This is a genomic window from Curtobacterium sp. MCBD17_028, from assembly GCF_003234875.1.
GTDB lineage: Bacteria > Actinomycetota > Actinomycetes > Actinomycetales > Microbacteriaceae > Curtobacterium.
Genome location: NZ_QKTQ01000008.1, coordinates 102682 through 123665 on the forward strand (window position 1 = coordinate 102682; position 20984 = coordinate 123665).

18 protein-coding genes and 1 pseudogene are annotated in these 20984 nt (G+C 71.1%); 6 read left to right on the top strand and 13 right to left on the bottom strand.

The genetic code is table 11. The features are described from left to right. Window positions 1–102: 102 nt before the first annotated feature. From DEI86_RS11160 to DEI86_RS11180, 5 genes are read right to left on the bottom strand one after another with little or no spacing between them, the layout of a single operon-like run. On the bottom strand, window positions 103–2280 hold the full coding sequence (locus DEI86_RS11160) for a hypothetical protein (protein WP_111049558.1): 2178 nt from the start codon (window positions 2278–2280) through the stop codon (window positions 103–105). Then, entirely contained in the window at window positions 2277–3176 is a 900-nt protein-coding gene (locus tag DEI86_RS11165) for a carbohydrate ABC transporter permease (RefSeq protein WP_111010881.1), read from the bottom strand. The genes DEI86_RS11160 and DEI86_RS11165 overlap by 4 nt, the downstream gene beginning before the upstream one ends. Further along, window positions 3173–4117 (bottom strand): carbohydrate ABC transporter permease, encoded by a 945-nt coding sequence (locus tag DEI86_RS11170; RefSeq protein ID WP_111013662.1) that lies wholly within the window; start codon window positions 4115–4117, stop codon window positions 3173–3175. Before DEI86_RS11170 ends, DEI86_RS11165 begins: the two co-directional genes overlap by 4 nt. 9 nt (window positions 4118–4126) lie before the next feature. Beyond that, window positions 4127–5383: an ABC transporter substrate-binding protein gene (locus tag DEI86_RS11175; protein WP_111013663.1), complete on the bottom strand. Its 1257-nt coding sequence runs from the start codon at window positions 5381–5383 to the stop codon at window positions 4127–4129. Window positions 5384–5439: 56 nt separating this feature from the next. Beyond that, window positions 5440–7374 (bottom strand): glycoside hydrolase family 127 protein, encoded by a 1935-nt coding sequence (locus tag DEI86_RS11180; protein ID WP_111049559.1) that lies wholly within the window; start codon window positions 7372–7374, stop codon window positions 5440–5442. Window positions 7375–7539: 165 nt separating this feature from the next. Here DEI86_RS11180 and DEI86_RS11185 point away from each other — a divergent pair, with 165 nt between their 5' ends. Then, entirely contained in the window at window positions 7540–8556 is a 1017-nt protein-coding gene (locus DEI86_RS11185) for a LacI family DNA-binding transcriptional regulator (protein ID WP_111010885.1), read from the top strand. 126 nt (window positions 8557–8682) lie between these two features. On the opposite strand, the gene DEI86_RS11190 is transcribed toward DEI86_RS11185, so the two are convergent. The 4 genes and pseudogenes from DEI86_RS11190 to DEI86_RS11205 form a co-directional block, all read right to left on the bottom strand. Beyond that, window positions 8683–9147 carry a phage tail protein gene (locus DEI86_RS11190; protein WP_111049595.1) on the bottom strand — a complete coding sequence of 155 codons (465 nt, stop codon included), beginning with the start codon at window positions 9145–9147 and terminating at the stop codon, window positions 8683–8685. Between the two features lie 200 nt (window positions 9148–9347). Next, window positions 9348–10082 carry a hypothetical protein gene (locus tag DEI86_RS16715; RefSeq protein WP_220038513.1) on the bottom strand — a complete coding sequence of 245 codons (735 nt, stop codon included), beginning with the start codon at window positions 10080–10082 and terminating at the stop codon, window positions 9348–9350. Window positions 10083–10157: 75 nt separating this feature from the next. After that, a pseudogene (locus DEI86_RS11200) lies at window positions 10158–10387 on the bottom strand (DUF933 domain-containing protein); the annotation flags it as partial. Window positions 10388–10494: 107 nt separating this feature from the next. Next, window positions 10495–11442 (bottom strand): aldo/keto reductase, encoded by a 948-nt coding sequence (locus DEI86_RS11205; protein ID WP_111036514.1) that lies wholly within the window; start codon window positions 11440–11442, stop codon window positions 10495–10497. A gap of 102 nt (window positions 11443–11544) precedes the next feature. Here DEI86_RS11205 and DEI86_RS11210 point away from each other — a divergent pair, with 102 nt between their 5' ends. Then, complete coding sequence (locus DEI86_RS11210) at window positions 11545–12144, top strand: TetR family transcriptional regulator (protein ID WP_111013668.1); 600 nt, start codon at window positions 11545–11547, stop codon at window positions 12142–12144. A 239-nt stretch (window positions 12145–12383) separates the two neighbouring features. Here DEI86_RS11210 and ychF read toward each other — a convergent pair whose 3' ends face one another. Then, window positions 12384–13457 (bottom strand): redox-regulated ATPase YchF, encoded by a 1074-nt coding sequence (gene ychF, locus DEI86_RS11215; protein ID WP_111010887.1) that lies wholly within the window; start codon window positions 13455–13457, stop codon window positions 12384–12386. A 179-nt stretch (window positions 13458–13636) separates the two neighbouring features. Between ychF and DEI86_RS11220 the strand changes: the two genes are divergently transcribed. Together DEI86_RS11220 and DEI86_RS11225 are read left to right on the top strand one after the other, a co-directional pair. Then, a complete protein-coding gene (locus DEI86_RS11220) occupies window positions 13637–14251 on the top strand; it encodes an exonuclease domain-containing protein (protein WP_111010888.1) in 615 nt (204 codons plus the stop codon). A gap of 73 nt (window positions 14252–14324) precedes the next feature. Further along, the gene (locus DEI86_RS11225) at window positions 14325–15620 is read left to right on the top strand and encodes a DNA recombination protein RmuC (RefSeq protein ID WP_111049596.1); all 1296 of its coding nucleotides are present in this window, start codon (window positions 14325–14327) and stop codon (window positions 15618–15620) included. A gap of 12 nt (window positions 15621–15632) precedes the next feature. Here DEI86_RS11225 and glpX read toward each other — a convergent pair whose 3' ends face one another. After that, window positions 15633–16619, bottom strand: coding sequence for a class II fructose-bisphosphatase (gene glpX / locus DEI86_RS11230; RefSeq protein ID WP_111010889.1), 987 nt, complete (start codon window positions 16617–16619; stop codon window positions 15633–15635). 178 nt (window positions 16620–16797) lie between these two features. Here glpX and fbaA point away from each other — a divergent pair, with 178 nt between their 5' ends. Together fbaA and DEI86_RS11240 are read left to right on the top strand one after the other, a co-directional pair. Next, window positions 16798–17826 carry a class II fructose-bisphosphate aldolase gene (fbaA, locus tag DEI86_RS11235; RefSeq protein ID WP_111010890.1) on the top strand — a complete coding sequence of 343 codons (1029 nt, stop codon included), beginning with the start codon at window positions 16798–16800 and terminating at the stop codon, window positions 17824–17826. Window positions 17827–17828: 2 nt separating this feature from the next. Further along, complete coding sequence (locus DEI86_RS11240; protein WP_111049560.1) at window positions 17829–19094, top strand: M18 family aminopeptidase; 1266 nt, start codon at window positions 17829–17831, stop codon at window positions 19092–19094. Window positions 19095–19174: 80 nt separating this feature from the next. Here the strand turns inward: DEI86_RS11240 and DEI86_RS16720 are convergent, their stop codons facing one another. Continuing rightward, window positions 19175–19906, bottom strand: coding sequence for a DUF6264 family protein (locus DEI86_RS16720; protein ID WP_111010892.1), 732 nt, complete (start codon window positions 19904–19906; stop codon window positions 19175–19177). Further along, entirely contained in the window at window positions 19903–20970 is a 1068-nt protein-coding gene (locus tag DEI86_RS11250) for a 4-hydroxy-3-methylbut-2-enyl diphosphate reductase (protein WP_111010893.1), read from the bottom strand. Before DEI86_RS11250 ends, DEI86_RS16720 begins: the two co-directional genes overlap by 4 nt. Between the last annotated feature and the right edge of the window lie 14 nt (window positions 20971–20984).

A 20984-nucleotide genomic window follows, 5' to 3' on the forward strand; every position in this document is an offset into this window, starting at 1 on the left:
ACGGCACCGTTCCGCCCAGCGGCGCGGTGCCGACGGCACCGTTCCGCCCGACGCCACGGTACCGCCCACGGCACCGTGACACGCGCCCGGCCCTGAGCGGGTTCAGTCGGCGCGGAGCACGCGCGCAGCGACCTCGGGTGGGCACCGATCCTCGACGCGGTACATCCCCCGGGCGTGCGCGACCGGCACCCACGGCAACCACCGACGGTTGAGGCCGAACCCCCGACGTGGGGCGAACGACCAGTGCTCCTGCTGCCACCCGACCCCGCGGAGGTCGAACGGGTGCTCGACCGTCGCGAACATCGAGGTCGTGCCGTGTGTGACCACGCGAGCGACGTCGAGCCAGTGGTCGTCGTGCGTCAGCGCGAACAGCCGGGCGAACACCGAGGCGTTCACGGCGAGGAACCCGTCCGTCATCGACACCCCGGACGCGATGAGCTGGTGTCCGATGGTCGAGACCCCGTGCTTCCAGTGGAGCAGCGCTGGATCGGCGTCCTCCGGCATGGGCACGTCCCAGACGTAGATCCACGTCTCGGCGACCGAGGCCGCGGAGGCGGCCCGGTCCAGCCATTCGGCCCCGCGGGTCGCGTCGTACAGGTCGAGGAACCCCTCGGCGGCCAGGACCGCGGCTTCCTTGTCCACCACGTCGGGATTGTCGAGGGTGCCACCGGCGTACCACCCGCGGCGTCCGTACTCCCGCCAGACGAACTCGGCGGCACGCACGGCACCGGCGAGCGCCTCCTCCGACCCCACGGCGACGAGGAACGGCACGACGGTGGCGGTCCCGGACGGCGAGTCGTCGAGCACCTCGCCGGTGCCGGCCACCCAGGCGCGCGGCAGGGAACCGTCGAGGGCCTGGTTCCGGAGCAACCAGCTCGCTGCCGTCGTGACCCAGGCGGCCCAGGGCGGGTGTTCCTCGCCGTGACGGCGTTCGAGCGCCAGGGCGTCGAGCACCGCGAGCGCTCCCTCGGCCACGGCGCGGGCGTACACCGCCAGCTGGTCCCGGAACGTGCGGTACGTGGTCGTCGCACCCGTCACGGTGTCGAACCCCTCGCCAGCGGGCGGGTCCAGGGCGAGCGTGACGAACGAGTCGACGATCGCCAGACCGCTCGCCCGGTACCGCTCGGCCACGGCTCCGTCATCGGTGCTGTCCGCCTCGCGGAGCAGGACGACGGCTGCGTCCGTGTTCGCCCCGACGAACCCCATCACCGCGGCGGTCGCCTCGTCCGTCCGCTGCGGAACGACCGCGTCCGCCTCGAGCGGGACCCCGGTCCGGCCGCCGACCGCCACGACCTGATCGGCCAGGACGGCCGCCGCGCTGCGCACGACGTCCGCGATGTCCGCGCTGCGCACGGCCGGGGCGAAGCGGTCCCAGACCCAGCGCCAGGTCTGCCGGACGACGTCGGGGAAGTCGGTCGAGCCTCCCGTCCGCACCGCGACGGCGTACTCCTGGGTCGCGCCGTCGTCCAGGGGGTGGAAGCGGCGCCGCCACGCGTCGAGCTGGAGGAGCGGAAGACCGCCGCTGCTGTAGGTGACGGGTCCTTCGGTGCCGGGGAACCACACGCCGAGCTCCACGCGGTCGCCGGTGCTCCGCGCGCCGATGGACGCGAACGCGAGCCGCGGGTCGACGATCGTCTCGCCACCGTCCTCGACCATCCCGTCGGCGGCGATGGTGTCACCGCGCGGGTCGCGGTGGGCGATGGCCGCCCAGCCTCCGTCCTCGAGTCGGATGCCGAACAGCGGTGCCGCGGCACGGTCCTCCCGGACGATCGCGGTGGTGACCCCGGCCCGCCGTGCGTGCACGCCGGCGATGGCGAGCGGCGCGACCTGTGGCGCGTTGCCGTAGGCGACGCCGGGGCAGAACGGCTCGACGCGCTCCCACGGCGCGGCCGCGTCGACCTCGACGACGACCGCCGTGCCGTAGCCGCGGGCGGGCCCCTGGCCGCCGCGGACGGTGACCCGGCGGGCCATGCGGACGTCGTCGCCGTCGGTGTCCCACCGGTCCTCGACCTGGAGGACCGTCCCGCCCCCGACGTCGATGCGTGCGGTGCCGACGAGGCCGTCCGCCGTGACCGTCAGCGACTCGTAGGGCGCGCGGTGCTCGGTCTCGACGCCGGTGTCCGCGTCCGCGTCCGTGGCCGCGTCCGTGGCCGTTCCGGGCTTCCACGTGAGCACCACGACGGGCGCCGCCGCCACGAGCGCCGGACCGCCCCCACCGGGGGTCGTGATGCGGACGCCGAGCCCGCCCGGGACGTCGGTGGCCTCGACGCGCGCGGTCATCCCTTGATGCCGCTCGACGCGATGCTCGGCACGATGAACCGCTGGAACACGAGGAACATCGCCACGACGGGCAGGGTGAGCAGCACCACGCCCGCCATCTGCACCGTCGGCAGCGTGTAGTTCTGCGACTGCAGGCTGTTGAGGCCGAGCGTCAGGACGTACATGTCCTTGTCGCTCGTCATCGTCACCGGGATGAGGAAGCTGTTCCACGTCCACGTGCCGGCGAGGATCGCCTGCGTGGCGATCGCCGTGACCGACAGTGGCAGCCCGATCCGCAGGAAGATCCGGAAGCGGTTCGCGCCGTCGAGCGCCGCGGCCTCCTCGAGGTCCTTCGGGATCGTGCCGAACGACTGCCGCATGAGGAAGATGAGGAGCGGGTTGACGATGAACGGGATGATGAGCGCCGCGTAGGTGTTCAACCAGCCGAGCTTGACGATCTGCAGGTAGAGCGGGATGAGGTACGCCTGCAGCGGCACGAGCAGGATCACGATGATGCCCGTGAACACGACGCGCTTGCCGCGGAACTGCAGACGGGCCAGCGCCCAACCCGCCAGGGTGTTCACGATGACGGCGCCGGCGACGACGCAGCCCGTGACGATCGCGGTGTTCGCGTACCAGCGTCCGATCGGGGCGTGCGTGAACACGTACGTGTAGTTCGACAGGGTCAGGTGCGACGGCGGGACGATCGAGAAGAAGTCCGCTGGCGACAGGAACGAGCAGTACAGCACGAACAGCAGCGGGGCGACCATGATCAGTCCGAACACGATGAGGAACGTGTACCGGGCGGACCGGGCGACCGTCTGCTGGGTGCGGTGCGAGCGCATCGGGCGACCGGTGCCGCTGGTCGGTGTGCTCGGGCGGGTGACCGCGGTCCGCTGCGTCGAGGTGGCGCTCATGCGTCCTGCTCCTTCGGGCCGAGGAGCCGGCTGACGACGCCGGCGAGGATCACGATGGCGAGCAGGATCACGGTCGCCGCCGAGGCGTACCCGATGTTGCTCAAGCGGAACGCCTGCTGGTAGATGAAGATCACGATCGTCGAGGTCGCACCGGCCGGGCTCCCGAGCACGGTGCCGCCGGAGATGACGTACGCCTGGTCGAAGACCTGGATCGCCTGGATGATCCCGGTCAGCACCACGAACGCGGTGAACGGACGCACGCCCGGCAGCGTCACGCTGAGGAACTGACGGAAGGCGCCCGCACCGTCCATCTCGGCGGCCTCGTACAGGTCCGCCGGGATCGTCTCCATGCCCCCGACGAAGATCACGATGTACAGCCCGACGAACATGTACACGTACACGATCACGAGGAACCACAGCGCCAGGCCGGGGCTCGCGTACCAGGTCGCGTTCGGCAGGCCGAACAGCGACAGTGCGGTGGACGCGATGCCGCCCTTGACGAACAGCTGCATGAAGATCGTCGTGATCGCGACGGTCGATGTCATGTAGGGCACGAAGTACGCGGTGCGGAGTGCGCCCTTGCCGACGGTGGCACCGCGCAGGACGGCGGCGACGACGATCGCCAGGACCGTCTGGGCCGGGACGACGCCCGCCACGAAGGTCGCCGTGATCCCGAGGGAGCGGCCGAACGCCGGGTCGGCGAACAGCTGCCCGAAGTTCTGCAGCCCGACGAAGCTGCGCTGGTCGAAGTCGAACTTGCCGACCTGCTGCACACTGAGCACGACGGACTGCGCGATCGGGTAGGCGAACCACCACAGCAGCAGGACCACCGCGGGGGCGAGCATGAGCCACGCAGCCGGGTTGTCGGTCCGGAGCCAGGCGCGGCGGCGCGACGACGTGGGCCGTCGCGCCGCCCTGATGGAGCTCTTGATGGCACTCACGCCGCTCGGCTACTTCCCGTACTTCTGCTGGAGCTGGTGCAGCAGGGCCGTGGAGCTCGTCGCCTTCTTCGCGACGAGCTGCTGGAACCCGTTGACCAGGTCGTTGCCGAACTCGGTCGACTTGGTCGGGTAGTCGAGCGACTCGCCCTTCGCCAGCACCGAGTTCGTGAACGCCGCGTACTGCGGGGTGTCCTGGCGGTACTGGCTGATGTACTTGGTGGCGGCCGGGACGTACCCGAGCTTGGTCGTGATGATCGCCTTCTGCGAGTACGAGTCGGTCATCGCGGCGATGACGGCCATGTCGACCGCCTTGTCCTTCGACTTCTGGGCGATGCTGAAGCCACCGCCGTAGGTCGCCACCGTCGACGAGGACGCCGTCTTCCCGGGGAGCGTCGTCAGCGTGTACTTCGTCGACGGGTCACTCGTCTGCATGAAGCCGATGTACCAGGGGCCGGCGTCGGACATGGCGGCGTTCCCCTTGCCGAAGGCCTCGCCGTCCCAGGTCGCCCCGAGCTGCTCGGCGCTCTCGGCGTCGCCGTTCTTGAACATGGTCAACAGTTGGTCGAGCGCCTGCACGTTCTGCTTCGAGTCGATCGTCGTGCCGCCGTGGTAGCCGCCACCGTTCGCGATCATGTACTGCGTCAGGTGGAACAGGTTCTCGAGCAGCACCACGCCGGGCTTGCCCGTCTTCGCCTTGACCTGCGCCGCGGCCGTCGCGATCTCGGCGAGGGTCTTCGGGGTCGAGGTGACGCCCGCCTCCGCGAGCACGTCCTGGTTGTAGGCGTAGCCCGAGTTCTGCAGGTACGACGGCACCGCGTAGAGCTTGCCGCCGATCTTCCAGCCGTTCACGAGCGCCTTCGGGAATGCGCTGAGCTGGACATCGGTCTTCCCGATCACGTCGTCCATCGACGCGATCGCCCCCTCGGTCGCGTACTCGGCGACCGGTGCCGAGTTGTCCCAGAGGGTGATGTCCGGGGCCGTGCCCGCGGCGAACTGCGTCGGCAGCTGGTTCAGCTGGTCGTCGTAGGTCGGGTAGACGTGCGTCTTGATCGTGACGCCGGGCAGTTCCTTCTCGGCGTGCTTGATGATGTCCGACATGTAGGTGTCGACGACGCCGCCGCCGGAGTACCCGACGGTGACGGTGCCCTTGAGGGACGAGCTCGAGCCGGAGCCCGAGCTGCCCGAGCTGCTGCAGCCGGTGAGCACGAGCGCCGCGGCGATGCCGAGCGCTCCCACTCCGGTGACGGTTCGCGTTCGCTTGATCATGATGGGCCTCCTTGCCCTGGCGTGATGACGGGTGGTGCTGCTGGTTCGGGTTCGGGTCAGGCCTGCGCGGTGGCGGCGTCCGCCAGCGGGAGCCAGACGCGCATGGTCGACGGACCACGCTCGGCCCACTGGTGGTACGGGCGGAGCCGGACGGTTCCGGGGCGCTGGGCATCGTGCGCGGGCGAGGCGGCGTACGGCCAGTCCCGCTCGGGCGCGTCGACGGCGACCGCGTCGAGCGCCGCGTCGGTGGCGCCGTCCGCGGTCGGCTCGGCCCCCGGGAGGACCTGGATCGCGTCGACGCGATCGGCGTCCTGGTCGATCGACTCGGCGCAGAGCACGAGCGGCCCGCGCTCCACCGCGACCGTCCCGCGGAGCGCGTCGATCCGTTCGTCCGGGGCCACGAGCCGCGGCTGCGTCGGGAGGTCGAGGGTGACGACGTCGCCGGCACGCCAGGCGCGACGGATCGCGACGGACCCGCCGTCGACCGTCTCGGCTCCGTCGCCGGCGTCGACGGTGGCGCTGCCAGCGGCCCAGCCCGGCACGCGGAGGGTCAGGGTCCACGGCTCGGGCGCGTCCTCGGCGACGACGACCCGCACGCGGCCGTCGAGCGGGTAGTCCGTGGCGACCTCGAGGCGGACCGTGCGGCCGTCGGGCAGCGTCGTGTCGATCCGGCCCTCCGCGTACTGGTGCAGTTGCAGGCCGTCGTCGTCCACCGTCGCCACGTACGCGGTGAGGCTGGCGAGGGTGCGCGCGACGTTCGTCGGGCAGCACGACACCGCGAACCACGGCGCACGCTGGCTCGACGCGGCGCGCTCGCTCGGCTCGTCGACCGCGGCCGGGGTGCCGGGCACGTTCCGCTGCAGCGGGTTCACGTAGAAGAACGCGGTGCCCTGCTCGTCCGGGCTCGTCGCGATGACGTTGTACAGCGTCCGCTCGATGAGGTCGGCGTACCGCTCCTCACCGTCGGCGAGCAGGAGCCGCCAGCTGAACATGATCGACCCGACACCGGCGCAGGTCTCGGAGTAGGCCCGATCGGAGGGCAGTTCGAAGTCGTCGCCGAAGGACTCGCCCTCGTGCCGCGACCCCATGCCACCGGTCAGGTACGTGCGGTGCGCGACCGTGTTGTGCCACTGCGTCCGGAGCGCGTCCGACAGCTCGGCGTCGCCCCGGTCCACGGCGAGGTCGACCGCGCCGGCCGCCAGGTAGAGCGCGCGGACCGCGTGGCCACGGAGCACGTCTGCGTCGCGCACGTGCAGGTCGTCGAGGAAGTACGACGCGGGCACGTCGGGATCGTGCAGCGTGCCGTTCCCGCGGCGCTCGATGAACAGCGCCGCCTGCGTCCGGTACCGCTCGTCACCGGTCACGCGGGCGAGCTCCACGAGCGCGACCTCGATCTCCGGGTGGCCGCACACGCGCTGGTCGCCGTCCGCGCCGAAGACGTCACACACGTGGTCGGCCACGCGGATCGCCGCCTCGACGAACGCGTCGCGGCCGGCGGTGCGGGCGCGCGCCACAGCGGCCTGGATCATGTGCCCGGCGCAGTAGAGCTCGTGGCCCCACTCGAGGTCGGACCAGCGCGGCTGCTGCCCCGGGCCTCCGAAGCGCGTGTTGAGGTAGCCGTCCTCCTGCTGGGCTGCGACGACACGGGCCGACAGGTCCTGGAACGTCTGCTCCACCCAGGCATCACCCGAGCGTCCGGACTCCCACGCGAGCGCCTCGAGGAGCTTGTAGATCTCCGAGTCGGCGAACTCCCGGCCTGCGGACGAAGCCTCTCGCCCCTCCGCGGCGCGGTCGAAGTTGCCGACCCAGCCGAGTCGCTCCATCCACTCGAGGCAGTGGCGGAGCGTGGCGCGGGCGTTCGTCGCCTGGCGGTCACCCCAGAAGCCGCCCGTGATCGTGACGTCGGTCATGGAGACGGGGCGGAGGCGGCCCGTCGTCGGCGCGACCACGAGGCCGCGCTGGGAAGTGGGGGTGGTGCTGATGTCGGTCATTCGTGCGTCCTTGCTGCAAATCTCCGGAAAGCTTTACGAACCGTAACTGCCGGGTCTCGATTGCGTCAAGCGGAAAGCTGCCGGTACTGTTTGCGGCAGCGGGTTGCCGGTACTGTTCACGGCAGCGGGGTCGACGCCTGGAGCGGTCGGACAAGAGGGGGCTGCGTGAAGGAACGGCAGAAGGCGGCCACGCTCACGGATGTCGCACGAGCCGCAGGGGTCTCGATCGCCACCGCCTCGCGTGCGCTGAACGGGCGGGGCGAGGTCCGCTCCGAGACCCGCGACCGCGTGTTCGCCGTCGCCGAGCGCCTGTCGTTCCGGCCGAACGTGCTCGCGCAGAACCTGCTCGCAGGGCGCACCGGCACCGTCGGCCTCATCACGTCCGACCTCGAGGGCCGCTTCTCGCTCCCGATCATGATGGGCGCCGAGGACGCGTTCGGCGCCGGTGCCACCCAGATCTTCCTGTGCGACGCCCGTGGCGACACGATCCGTGAACAGCACCACGTCCAGGCGCTGCTGTCGCGCCGGGTCGACGGCCTCATCGTCGTCGGGTCGAGCACCAACCCACGTGCGTCGCTCGGCGACGACCTGCCGGTCCCCGTCGTCTACGCGTACGCACCGTCCGAGGACCCCGCGGCGCTCTCCGTCGTCAGCGACAACGTGCAGGGTGGCCGGGTCGGCATGCAGCACCTCATCGACGCCGGACGACGGCGCATCGCGCACATCACCGGCGAGATCGAGTACCACGCCGCCCGCGACCGCGCGCGCGGTGCCCTCGATGCGCTCGACGACGCGGGCCTCGAACTCGCGGGCGGACGCGTCCTGCACGGCACCTGGAACGAGGCCTGGGGTCGCGGTGCCGCCCGCATGCTCCTCGAGTCCACGCCCGACGTCGACGCGGTCTTCTGCGGCAGCGATCAGATCGCGCGCGGCGTCGTCGACGTGCTCCACGAGCTCGGGCGCGACGTCCCCACCGAGGTCGCCGTGCTCGGCTTCGACAACTGGGGCGTCGTCACGCAGAGCTCACGCCCGGAGCTGAGCAGCGTCGACATGCAGCTCCAGGAACTCGGCCGCATCGCCGCGAACCGGCTGTTCGCCGCGATCGACGGCCAGGACGACGGCGGGCGTACCGAGGTGCCGTGCCGGCTCGTCGTGCGGGGGTCGACGGCGCCGATCGACTGAGCGGAGCGCGGAGCGCGGAGCGCGGAGCGCCGACATGCGCATGCGGACGACAAGTGCGCTTGCGCCCGCATGTGCACTTGTCGTCCGCATGCGCAGCTGCGCCGATCGGCCGTGATCATGGGTACGTCAGTACTCGCCCTTGATCACGAAGAACGAGCCGCGGATCTCGCCCGCGAGCTTCGACCGCTGCCGGGCGAACTTGAACTTCGACGCGAGCTCATCGGGGACGTCCATGCCCTGCGAGAGCTTGAAGCCGACCGCCCGCTTGCCGCCGTCCTCGATGCCGTACATGACGTTGACCGCGAGACCCGACTCGTAGAACACGTACGTCATCCGGAGGCCGTCGACCACGAAGTCGGTGGCCTCGAGCGGGCGGGACGCGATCACGATGTCGCGCTCCTCAGCGAGGATCCGCGTCACCCGGTCGACCGCGTCGGGGGCCTCGTCTGCCGGGGAGGTGACGAACTCGTGGTCGTACTTGTTCTTGTAGTACCGGGCCTCGTTCGCGCGGAGGCCGGCGAGCGCGTCGGCCACGGGCGAGGACTCGAGACCGGCCGTGCTGACGTCCACGAAGTCGACGACGTTCGACATGCGTTCCTCCTCGTTCGGGTGGGTGGGCACCACGGTAGTGCTGATCCACCAGCGTCGGGGATCATCCACAGACGCAGTAGGGCTCTCCGCGACCGACACTCCATGGACGTCCGGGCGTGGGCGGTGATCGAGCACCGCATCCCCGCGGTGATCATCGCGCTCGTGGACTGAGCGGCACCGCGGCGCCCACCCGGATGGTCTCAGCCCCGCTCGCTCCACAGCAGCCAGACCCGGGCCGCGAGCGCGCGGTAGCGGAGGGCCGGACCGGCCGTCGAGGCATCGAACCAGGCGACGAACTCCTCGTGGATGATCCGCTGGACGTCGTCCACCGACGTCGCGTCCGGCAGGCGCAGCGCGATCGTCTCCGCTTCGGGCCGGTACTCGTCGGTGTTCGTCTCGAACGCGATGCCGACCGGATCCGCCGAGAACAGGATCGACTCGAGCTCGGGCACGAACGCCGCCGGGTCCGGAGTGGGCTGGGGGTGCGACGACCGGGAGGCCCGGAACAGTCCGGCGAGCCCGGACCGCGGGCGCCGTGCGGCTTCCGGCCCGGCTCCTGGCACAGTGGCGGTCGTCGCCTCACGTTCGGGGTCACCCGCCACGGTGTCGGGCGCGAGCGGGTCGCTCGTGCCCGCGATCCGCAGAGCATCGTCCCGCAGCGCAAGCTCGGCGACGAGCAGCAGGTGTACGTAGTACACCCGGGCAGCCTCGGGGAACGCGATGAGCGATGCCGACAGTCCGTCAGCGCACTGCCGGAGCCCGCGGGCGGCCTCCGGCGCGAGGACAACCCCAGCGGACACTTCGGTCGCCCAGCCGAAAATATCCGAGTCGACCATGACGGCGTCCACGAGACCGTACTGTTCGCCGCGTTCCACCGCGTCGGGGAACGGCGCTGCTCGGTGCGCGGCGAGTGCGACATCCAGGTCAGTGCTCATCCGGAGGAGCCGAGTGCGGCGAGCACACCACGCCACGCCTCACCGTGCGCTTCGCCGTCGGGCCCGAGTCGCGGGTCACGACTCGTTGTTGCAGCGGAACTCCACCACGTCGCCGTCCTGCATCACGTAGTCCTTGCCCTCGATGCGGGCGACCCCGCGGGACCGTGCCTGTGGATGACGCCCGCAGCCTGCGGCGCCTTCCAGCCCTTGCCGATCGTCCACGCGCGGGACTCCTTGGGACCGGCGGTCAGGAACGTCTGTAGCCCGAGGGTGTCGAACCCGATACGGGCGAGCTGGTCGAGCCCGAAAGGCTGGCCTGGTCGACACGAGGCGTCGACCAGGCCAGAGCGGTTCTCCCCTCGGTTCGGCGCCCGAAGAGCGCGTCACGCACCCCGTGTCATCGGGGAGCGTCTCAGGCAGTCGCGGCCGCGCGCGATCCCTGCACGCGCTCGGCGAACGCGTCGATGCGGGCGATGTCATCAGGCGTGAGGACGACGTCCGCCGCGGCCACGTTCTCCGCGACCCGGTTCGCATTGCGCGACCCCGGGATCGGGACGAGGTCGTCGCGCTTCGCGAGGATCCACGCGAGTGACAGCTGCGAGAGCGAGATGCCCTTGTCGTCCGCGATTGCCGACAGCCCCTGGGCGACGGCGACGTTCGCGTCGAAGTGCTCCGGTGCCCACCAGTCGAGCATGTGCCGGATGTCGTCAGACGGGTAGTCGGAGCGAGGGCGGACGGCTGCACTCAGGAAGCCGCGCGCCAGCGGCGAGTACGCGACCACACCGATGCCGAGCTCATCGACGACGGGGAAGAGCTCCTCGGACTCTCGGGCGAACACGGAGTACTCGGTCTGGAACGCCGAGATCGGGTGGACGGCGTTCGCCCGGCGGAGCTGCTCGGCATCGGTGTTCGACAGCCCGAGGTAGCGGACCTTCCCAGCCTGGACGAACTCCTGCATCACGCCGACGACGTCCTCCACGGGCACCGCGGGGTCATGGACGTGCTGGTACAGGAGGTCGATCGAGTCGGTGCCGAGGTTCCGGAGGCTCGCCTCGACCACCTCGCGGATGTGCTCCGGGCGCGAGTCCGGCGTGTAGGCACCACGGGCGAAGCCGAACTTCGTCGCGATGGTGACCTCGTCGCGGATCGGAGCGAGGGCGGTTCCGAGCAGACGTTCGCCGACGCCCCACCCGTACAACTCTGCGGTGTCGAAGTGCGTGACCCCGAGTTCATGCGCGTGCCGGATGGCGGCGGTCGATTCGGTGTCGTCGCTCGGGCCGTAGGCGAACGCCGTGCCCATCGCGCCGTAACCGACAGCACTGACGACCAGACCTTGGTCGCCGAGGATGCGCTGCTGCATGTTGGTTCCTTCCGTGTGGAGAGCAAGTTGTGTCAGTGTACGCCTTTCGTGTCAGACCCTGACACTCTGGGCCCACAGTGTCAGCGGCAGTAGGATGACGCCGTGAGCGAGACGACGAGCCGGACCGGGTTGCGGGACATCACCCGCGACGCCGTGCGTTCTCGGATCGCCGCGGTGGCCGTCGCTCGGTTCGACGCGGAGGGGTTCGACAGCGTGACCGTCGAGCAGATCGCGGCCGAGGTCGGCATCTCCGCCCGGAGCTTCCACCGCTACTTCCCCGCGAAGGAGGACGCGGTGATCGGCGATCCGGCTCGCCACCGAGACGACCTCGCCGACGCGCTCCGCGCCCGACCAGCTGGCGAACCTGTTTGGGATGCGCTCCGCGAAGCGTTCGTCGTGATGCTCGAACGCGGCGGCGCGGACTCCGACGCCGGCCGTCAATCGGTCCGCGTGATGCTGCGCACGCCGTCGCTCCGTGCCCGCAACCTCGAGAAGCACCTGTCCTGGGCCGAGGTACTCGTGCCGCTCACAGCTGAACGCATCGCCCGCGACGACGCTGACCTCCGCGCCCGGACGCTCGTGCACGCCGCGCTCAGCTGCTTCGACGTGGCGATCAGCATCTGGGCCGTGGAGGACACCCCCGGAGTCCTCCCCGTCGATCTGCTTCGCCGGACCTTCGACACGCTCGACGCCAGCTCCTGACGCCGCTCACGGATCTGTGCTCATCCGATCCGCTGGGTCGACGTCGAAGCGTCCCGGTCCGTGATCGGACGAGCCAGCTGATCGCCGCGGCGCGCAGGCTACAGCCACGTCGGGCCGAACGCCGACGACCGCACACGGTCGGCGTCAGCAGGGCTCTGCGCCAGGTCTCCGGTGACCCTGCGGACTCTCTGCGGACCGAGGCGGGCGAACAGCGCCGGATCGGCGTCGTTCCGGGCCGGTCAGTTGTTGAAGCGGAACTCCACCACGTCGCCGTCCTGCATGACGTAGTCCTTGCCCTCGATGCGGGCGACCCCACGAGACCGTGCCTCGGCGATCGACCCCGCGGCGATGAGGTCGTCGAACGAGATCACCTCGGCCTTGATGAAGCCCTTCTCGAAGTCGGTGTGGATGACGCCCGCGGCCTGCGGCGCCTTCCAGCCCTTGCCGATCGTCCAGGCGCGGGACTCCTTGGGACCGGCGGTCAGGAACGTCTGCAGCCCGAGGGTGTCGAACCCGATGCGGGCGAGCTGGTCGAGCCCGGACTCCGGCTGCCCGGTGGCCTCGAGGAGCTCCTGTGCCTCGTCCGGCTCGAGGTCGATGAGCTCGGACTCGATCTTGGCGTCGAGGAACACGGCCTGCGCGGGGGCGACGAGCGCGGCGAGCTCCGCCTTGCGGGCGTCGTCGGTGAGCACGGCCTCGTCGACGTTGAACACGAAGATGAACGGCTTGGCCGACAGGAGCCCGAGCTCCTTGATCGGGGCCAGGTCGATGGACGTGGCGGACAGGAGCGTGCCCTGCTCGAGCGCGGCACGGGCCTCCCGAGCGGTCTCGAGGACCGCGGGCTCCGCCTGCTTGAGCTTCACCGTCTTCTCGTACCGCGGCAGGGCGCGGTCGATGGTCTCGATGTCGGCGAGGATGAGCTCGGTGTTGATGACCTCGAGGTCGTCGCGCGGCGAGACCTGGCCGGACACGTGCACGACGTCGTCGTCGGCGAAGCCGCGGACGACCTGCGCGATCGCGTCGGCCTCGCGGATGTTCGCGAGGAACTTGTTGCCGAGACCCTCGCCCTCGCTCGCGCCCTTGACGATGCCCGCGATGTCGACGAACGACACGGGAGCCGGCAGGACCTTCTCCGAGTGGAAGAGGTCCGCGAGCTGCTGCAGGCGCGGGTCCGGCAGGCTGACGACGCCGACGTTCGGCTCGATGGTCGCGAACGGGTAGTTCGCCGCCAGGACCTGGTTCTTCGTCAGGGCGTTGAACAGGGTCGACTTGCCGACGTTCGGGAGTCCGACGATCGCGATGGTGAGTGCCACGACGGACAAGCCTAACGGCGGCGGCCGGGAGGGACGGTGCGGGCCCGCCCCGCACTTCCGGTCCGGCGGCGGCCGGGAGGGATGGTGCGGGCCCGCCCCGCACCTCCCGGTCCGGCGGCGGGCGACGGACGCGGCGTGTGACACGAGGGGATGTCGGAGCGTCGTGCGAGCATGGCGACGTGCCCCTGGACTTCACCGCGATCGACTTCGAGACGGCCAACGGATCGAGCGCGTCGGCGTGTTCGGTCGGACTCGTCAAGGTGCGCGACGGCGTGGTCGTGGAACGGGCCTCCTGGTACATCCGGCCGCCGGTCGGGCACGACGCGTTCCTCGAGTGGAACACGCGGATCCACGGCATCGTCGCGGAGGACGTCATCGACGCCCTCGGCTGGGCCGAACAGTACGTCGAGCTGTGTGCCTTCGCCGGCGAGGACGTCCTGACGGCCCACAACGCCCGGTTCGACATGGGCGTCATCGCGGGCGGGTGCGCGGCCACGGGGATCGACGTCGTGGCCCACCGGCACCTCTGCAGCCTGCAGGTCGCTCGACGCACCTACCAGCTCGAGTCCTACCGGCTCCCGATGGCTGCGGGCGCGGCCGGGTTCGACGGCTTCCGCCACCACGACGCCCTCGCCGACGCCGAGGCCTGCGCCGCGATCATCGTGCACGCTGCCGCGCAGCACGGCGTCGACTCGCTCGAGGGGCTGTCGACGGCCACGAACGCCAAGCTCGGGACGGTCCAGGCGCGGACGTCCGAGCCCCGCGGCGACCGCGCGATGGCGTTCGCCGACTGAGTTCCCGCTCGGGTCACCCGCCCGCAGCGTGGGCCCGCGGGCGGTGTCGGAGGTGGCTGCCACGCTCGAGGACATGGACGCTCTCCTGCTCGTCGTCGGACTGCTCGTCGGGGCCGCGCTCGGCGCCCTCGTGGCGTGGTCGGTGGTGCGTGGCCGCACCGGCGCTGACCTCGCGACCGCCCGGGCGACGGCCGACGGTCTCCGCGCGCAGCTGGACCGTGCCGTCGCCGACGCTGCCGCGCACGACGCCGAGCGGGCCCAGGAGCACGCCGACCGCCTGGCCATGCAGGACGCCCAGTACCGCCGGCAGGTCGAGTCGCTCGAGCGCCGGGCCGCCGAGCTCGAGCACATCGTCTCCCGCATGCACGGTGCCGACACGACGCGGACCGAGCAGGAGTCCCGCGTCCTCACGGCGCTCGGGCCGGTCGCGGCCACGCTCGAGCAGATGCAGCGGACGGTGACGGCGCTCGAGCGCAGCCGCGGGGAGCAGTACGGCGCGCTGTCGGCACAGCTCCGTGCCGCGGTCGAGTCGGAGGAGCGACTGCGCGCCACCGCCGAGACCCTCGCGAGCGCGTTGTCGTCGAACAGCACCCGCGGCGTGTGGGGCGAGACCCAGCTGCGGAACGTGGTCGAGGCCGCGGGGCTGCTGGAACGCGTCGACTTCGACGTCCAGTCGAGCGTCACCACCACCGCGGGGGCCGCCCGTCCGGACATGGTCGTGCACCTGCCGGGCGGCAAGTCGATCGCCGTCGACGCGAAGGTCCCGTTCAGCGCCTACCTCGAGGCCACGAGCATCCCCGAGACCGCCACGGGTGAGGCCGCCGCCCGACGCCGGGCACTGCTCGACCAGCACGTGCGCGCCGTCCGCGCCCACGTCGACGCCCTGGCCGCGCGGGAGTACTGGTCCGGGTACGACGCCTCACCGGAGCTGACGATCGCGTTCATCCCGTCCGAGTCCCTGGTGTCGAGTGCACTGGCCGCGGATCCGGCGCTGCTCGACCACGCGTTCCGGAAGCGGATCGCACTCGCCTCGCCGGTGACGCTGTGGTCGGTCCTCAAGACCGTCGCGTTCAGCTGGCAGCAGGACGTCGTCACCCTGGAGGCACGCGAGCTGTTCCGCGTGTCCCGCGAGCTGTACGGGCGGCTCGCGACGATGGCCGGGCACGTGGACAAGCTCGGTCGGACGATCCGCGGGACCGTGGTCGACTACAACCGCTTCGTCGGGTCGCTCGAGCGGCAGGTGCTCCCGTCGGCCCGTCGCCTGTCGCTGCTCGACGAGGCCAAGGTGATCGCCGAACCCACCCCCGTCGAGGACGAGCCCCGCCTGCTCACCGCGCCGGAACTCGTCGCCGCGGTCGACGACGACTGACGCCGATGCGGGTCAGAACCACTTCTCGACGCGGTGGTCGGCCTGGATCCGGCGGACCGTGCCGGAGTGCGAACGGAGCACGATCGAGTCGGTGTGGATGACACCGCGGGAGCGCCGGACGCCGTCGACGAGCACGCCGTCGGTCACACCCGTCGCCACGAAGAACGTGTTGTCGCCCGTGACCAGGTCGTCCTGGTCGAGCACGCGGTCGAGGTCGTGCCCGGCGTCCATGGCCTTCTGCCGCTCGTCGTCGTCCTTGGGCTGCAGCTGCCCCAGGATCACGCCGCCGAGCGCCTTGATCGCGCAGGCGGTGATGATGCCCTCGGGCGTCCCGCCGACACCGACGCACATGTCGATCTTCGATCCGGGCATCGCCGCCGAGATCCCGCCGGCGACGTCACCGTCGAGCAGCAGCCGCGTGCCGGCACCCGCCGCGCGGATCTGCCGGATGAGCTCCTCGTGCCGGGGACGGTCCAGGACGGCGATCTGCATGTCCTCGATGTCCTTGTGCTTCGCCTTCGCCAGCGCACGGATGTTCTCGCCGACGGGCTTGTGCAGGTCGAGGACCCCGCGCCCCTCGGGGCCGGCCGCGATCTTGTTCATGTAGAACACCGCCGACGGGTCGTACATCGACCCCCGGTCGGAGACCGCCATCACCGAGATCGCGTTCTGTCGCCCGGCCGCGGTGAGCGATGTGCCGTCGATCGGGTCGACCGCGATGTCACACGCGGGTCCGTGCCCGTTGCCGACGTGCTCGCCGTTGAACAGCATGGGCGCCTGGTCCTTCTCGCCCTCACCGATCACGACGACGCCGTCGAAGTTGACCGTGCCGAGGAACTTGCGCATCGCGTCGACCGCGGCACCGTCGGCGAGGTTCTTCTCACCCCGCCCCACCCACGGCTGCGCGCGGATCGCCGCCGCCTCGGTCGCACGCACGAGCTCGAGCGCCAGGTTGCGGTCGGGCTGGAGGAACAGGGCACCGGTGTCAGTCGCATTCACCCGTCCAGCGTACCGAGCCGCTTCCCAGTGGACGTTCGGGCGTCCCAGAGCTGAGCGACAGCTGTCGTCCGGAGCCGGACGGCGCGCCGGGCGGGAGGCCGCCCTCGACCACCTGTGACCGGCCTCCCGGCCCCTGGCTACGATCGTGGACGGATCGACACGTCGAAGGAGAGCCGAGATGCCCATCGCAACCCCCGAGCAGTACGCCGAGATGATCGACCGCGCGAAGGCCGGCAAGTTCGCGTACCCGGCCGTGAACGTCTCGTCGTCGCAGACGATCAACGCCGTCCTGCAGGGCCTGACCGAGGCGGGGTCGGACGGCATCATCCAGGTGACGACGGGCGGTGCCGACTACTTCGCTGGCCACACGGTCAAGAACCGGGCCGCCGGCGCGCTGGCCATGGCGGCGTTCGCGCACGAGGTCGCCAAGAACTACCCGATCACGGTGGCGCTCCACACCGACCACTGCCCCAAGGACGCGCTCGACTCGTTCGTCCTGCCGCTCATCCAGGCGAGCGAGGACGAGATCCGGCAGGGCCGCGACCCGATCTTCCAGTCCCACATGTGGGACGGTTCGGCGATCCCCCTCGACGAGAACCTCGAGATCGCGAAGACGATGATCCAGAAGACCCGCAACATCAACGCGATCCTCGAGGTCGAGATCGGCGTCGTCGGCGGCGAGGAGGACGGCGTCAAGCACGAGGGCACGAACGAGGCCCTGTACACGACGCTCGGCGATGTCGAGAAGGCCGTCGAGGCGCTCGGCATGGGCGACGAGGGCCGGTGGATCGCCGCGCTGACGTTCGGCAACGTGCACGGCGTCTACAAGCCGGGCAACGTCAAGCTCCGTCCGGAGCTCCTCGGCGAGATCCAGCGCGGCATCGCCGAGCACCATGGCACCGGTCAGAACCCGCTCGACCTCGTGTTCCACGGCGGCTCCGGGTCGTCCGACGACGAGATCCACGAGGCCGTGTCGAACGGCGTCATCAAGATGAACATCGACACCGACACGCAGTACGCGTTCACGCGCGACATCGCCGACTCGATGTTCACGAACTACACCGGCGTGCTCAAGGTCGACGGCGAGGTCGGGAACAAGAAGCAGTACGACCCGCGGGCCTGGGGCAAGAAGGCCGAGACCGCCATGGCCGCCCGCGTCGTCCAGGCGGCGAAGGTGCTCGGGTCGGCCGGACAGTCCCAGAGCTGAGCGTGACCGACCCCGACGCCCTCGTCCCCGACTTCGCGTCGTTCGTCGTCGACGCGCCCACGGCCCTCCACGCCGCGGACGCTGCGGCCCGCCGGCTCGTGGCGGCCGGGTTCACACAGCTCGACGAGCTCGACGACTGGCCGACCGACGCCGGCGCGTACGTCGTCGTGCGCGACGGCGCCGTCATCGCATGGCGACTGCCGGCGAGCGCGACGCCCACCACCCCGTTCCGGATCGTCGGCGCCCACACGGACTCCCCCGGGTTCCGCGTCAAGCCGAACCCGGTGGTCCGGAACGCGGGGTGGGAGCAACTCGACGTCGAGGTGTACGGCGGACCGATCCTCTCGACCTGGTTCGACCGCGACCTCCGCATCGCCGGACGCGCGGTCCTCGCCGACGGCAGCACGACCTTCGTGGCGACCGAGGCCGTCGCGCGCATCCCCAACCTGGCGATCCACCTGGACCGCGGGGTGAACGAGGGCGCGGCGATCGACCGACAGCGACACGTGTTGCCCGTGGTCGGTACCGACGGCGGCACCCTCGGCGGGCCGGACGTCGTCGAGTGGCTCCGCGCCCGGATCCCCGGCGACGTCGTGGCCTGGGACCTGTTCCTCGCCGACACGCAGGCCCCGGCTCGCATCGGGATCGACGGCGCGTTCCTGGCGTCCGGGCGCATGGACAACCTGACGAGCGTGCACGCCGGGCTCCGTGGGGTCATCGCGGCGCCCGGGGACGCCGACCACGTCCCCGTGTTCGCGGCGTTCGACCACGAGGAAGTGGGCTCCGCCACCCCGTCGGGTGCGTCCGGGCCCTTCCTCGAGGACGTCCTGCGCCGTGTCCAGGCCGGACTCGGCGCGACGGTCGGCGAGGCGGCGAGGGCGTTCCGCGCGTCGTGGCTGCTCTCGAGCGACGCCGGACACCTGGTGCACCCGAACCACGGCGAGAAGCACGACCCGGCGAACCGGCCCCGACCGGGCGCGGGTCCGTTGCTCAAGATCAGCGCGAACCAGCGGTACATGACCGACGCCCGGGGCGAGGCCGTGTTCGCCGCCGCATGCGCCGCGGCCGGCGTCGCGTACCAGCCCTTCGTCAACCACAACGGCATCCCCGGCGGCTCGACCATCGGTCCGCTCGCCGCGACCCGGCTCGGGATCCCCACCGTGGACATCGGCGTCGGGCTGCTGTCCATGCACTCGGCGCGGGAGCTCGTGCACGTGGACGACCTCGCGGCCCTCCACGCGGCGGTGGGCGCGTTCCTGGTCGACTGAGGCCGGCGCGGTCCGGCCGCTGATCGGCGCGGTGCGGCCACCGGATCGGTGACGCTCGGCCGCCGCTCCGTGGCGCTCGGTCAGAGCCCGCTGTGCGTGACCATCCAGGTGACGTACGCGGGGTCGTGCGCGAGCACGACGACGTAGACGACGACCGAGAACGCCCCGGCGACCGCACCACCGACGAGCGGCACCCAGAACGTGACCCGGCGACGGCGGAGGCGCGCCACCGACCACCACACCGTGCCGATCAACAACACGAGGTCCACGACGGCGCACAGCGCGCTCGCGGGCACGAGCGCCTCCGGGTGGGCGAGCTCGGTGTAGCGCGCGGCGATCTGGTCGGCGATGGTCGCGGCGGTGTGACTGATGCCGAAGAGCTGCTGCACGACGGTCGTGAACCCGAACGCCAGCAGCAGCACCGTCAGGAGCAGGTCTCCGGGGGACGCACCGAACCGGCCGGACGTCGGCACCGCGGGACGGGATCGCCCCGGTGCACGGCCGGGAGGCCCGACCCGGCCCACCGGAACCGGCCTTCGTTGGTCGTCGGCCTCGGCCCGGCGGCGTTCCGCCGCCTCGCGTTCACCGCGTGCGCGCTCGACCTCGACCGGATTGACCCAGCCCTCGGGCGCGTACTCGCCGTACTGCGGGGCGGGCCGACCGACGGTACGGCCGGCAGCGTCGGCCGGATCCGGACGGCGTTCGGGAGTGGGACCATCGCCGGACGCGGGAGGGGCCTCCCGGCCGACGGGATCGGAGGGCCGACCGCCGGACGCGGGAGGGGCCTCCCGGCCGTCGGTCGCGTCGCTCACCGGGTACGGCCACCCAGGGCGCGCGCGTCGCGCTGTCCCGTCGCGTCCGTGCGGAGCTCCTTCGGCAGCGAGAACATGAGGTCCTCGTGCGCGGTGACGACCTCGTCCACCGTGCCGAAGCCGGCGTCCGCGAGCTGTTCGAGCACCTCGCGCACCAGGACCTCGGGGACGGAGGCGCCGGAGGTGACGCCCACGGTCTGCACGCCGTCGAGCCACTCCTGTTGGATCTCCTCGGCGTAGTCGACGCGGTGCGCGGCCTTGGCACCGTGCTCGAGCGCGACCTCGACCAGGCGGACGCTGTTCGACGAGTTCGCGGAACCGACGACGATCACCAGGTCGGCGTCGGCCGCCACCTTCTTGATCGCGACCTGGCGGTTCTGCGTGGCATAGCAGATGTCGTCGGACGGCGGGTTCTCGATGAGCGGGAACTTCTCGCGCAGCAGGCGGACGGTCTCCATCGTCTCATCGACGCTCAGCGTGGTCTGCGAGAGCCAGACGAGGTTCGTCGGGTCCGGGACCTCGAGCGCGGCGACGTCCTCCGGGCCGTTGACGAGGATCGTGCGCTCCGGGGCGTGCCCCATCGTGCCCTCGACCTCTTCGTGTCCGGCGTGACCGATGAGGATGATCGTGCGGTCGGCCTTGGCGAATCGCAGGGCCTCGCGGTGGACCTTCGTGACGAGCGGGCAGGTCGCGTCGATCGCGTGGAGGTCGCGGTCGGCCGCCCCCTGCACGACCGCGGGCGAGACCCCGTGGGCGCTGAAGACGACGTGCGCGCCGTGCGGGACCTCGGCGACGTCGTCGACGAACACGGCGCCCGCCTGTTCGAGCGTCGACACGACGTGGACGTTGTGGACGATCTGCTTGCGGACGTACACGGGCTGCCCGTACTGCTCGAGCGCCTTCTCGACCGCGATGACGGCTCGGTCGACCCCGGCGCAGTACCCGCGAGGGGCGGCGAGGAGGACCTTCTTGGTGCCGGCGACCGGTTCGTCCCGGAGTCGGCCGCGTGCCGCCGGGACGCGGGGCGGCGCGAGCTGCACGGTGCGTCCGTTGGTGATCGTCACGCATCGATCCTAGG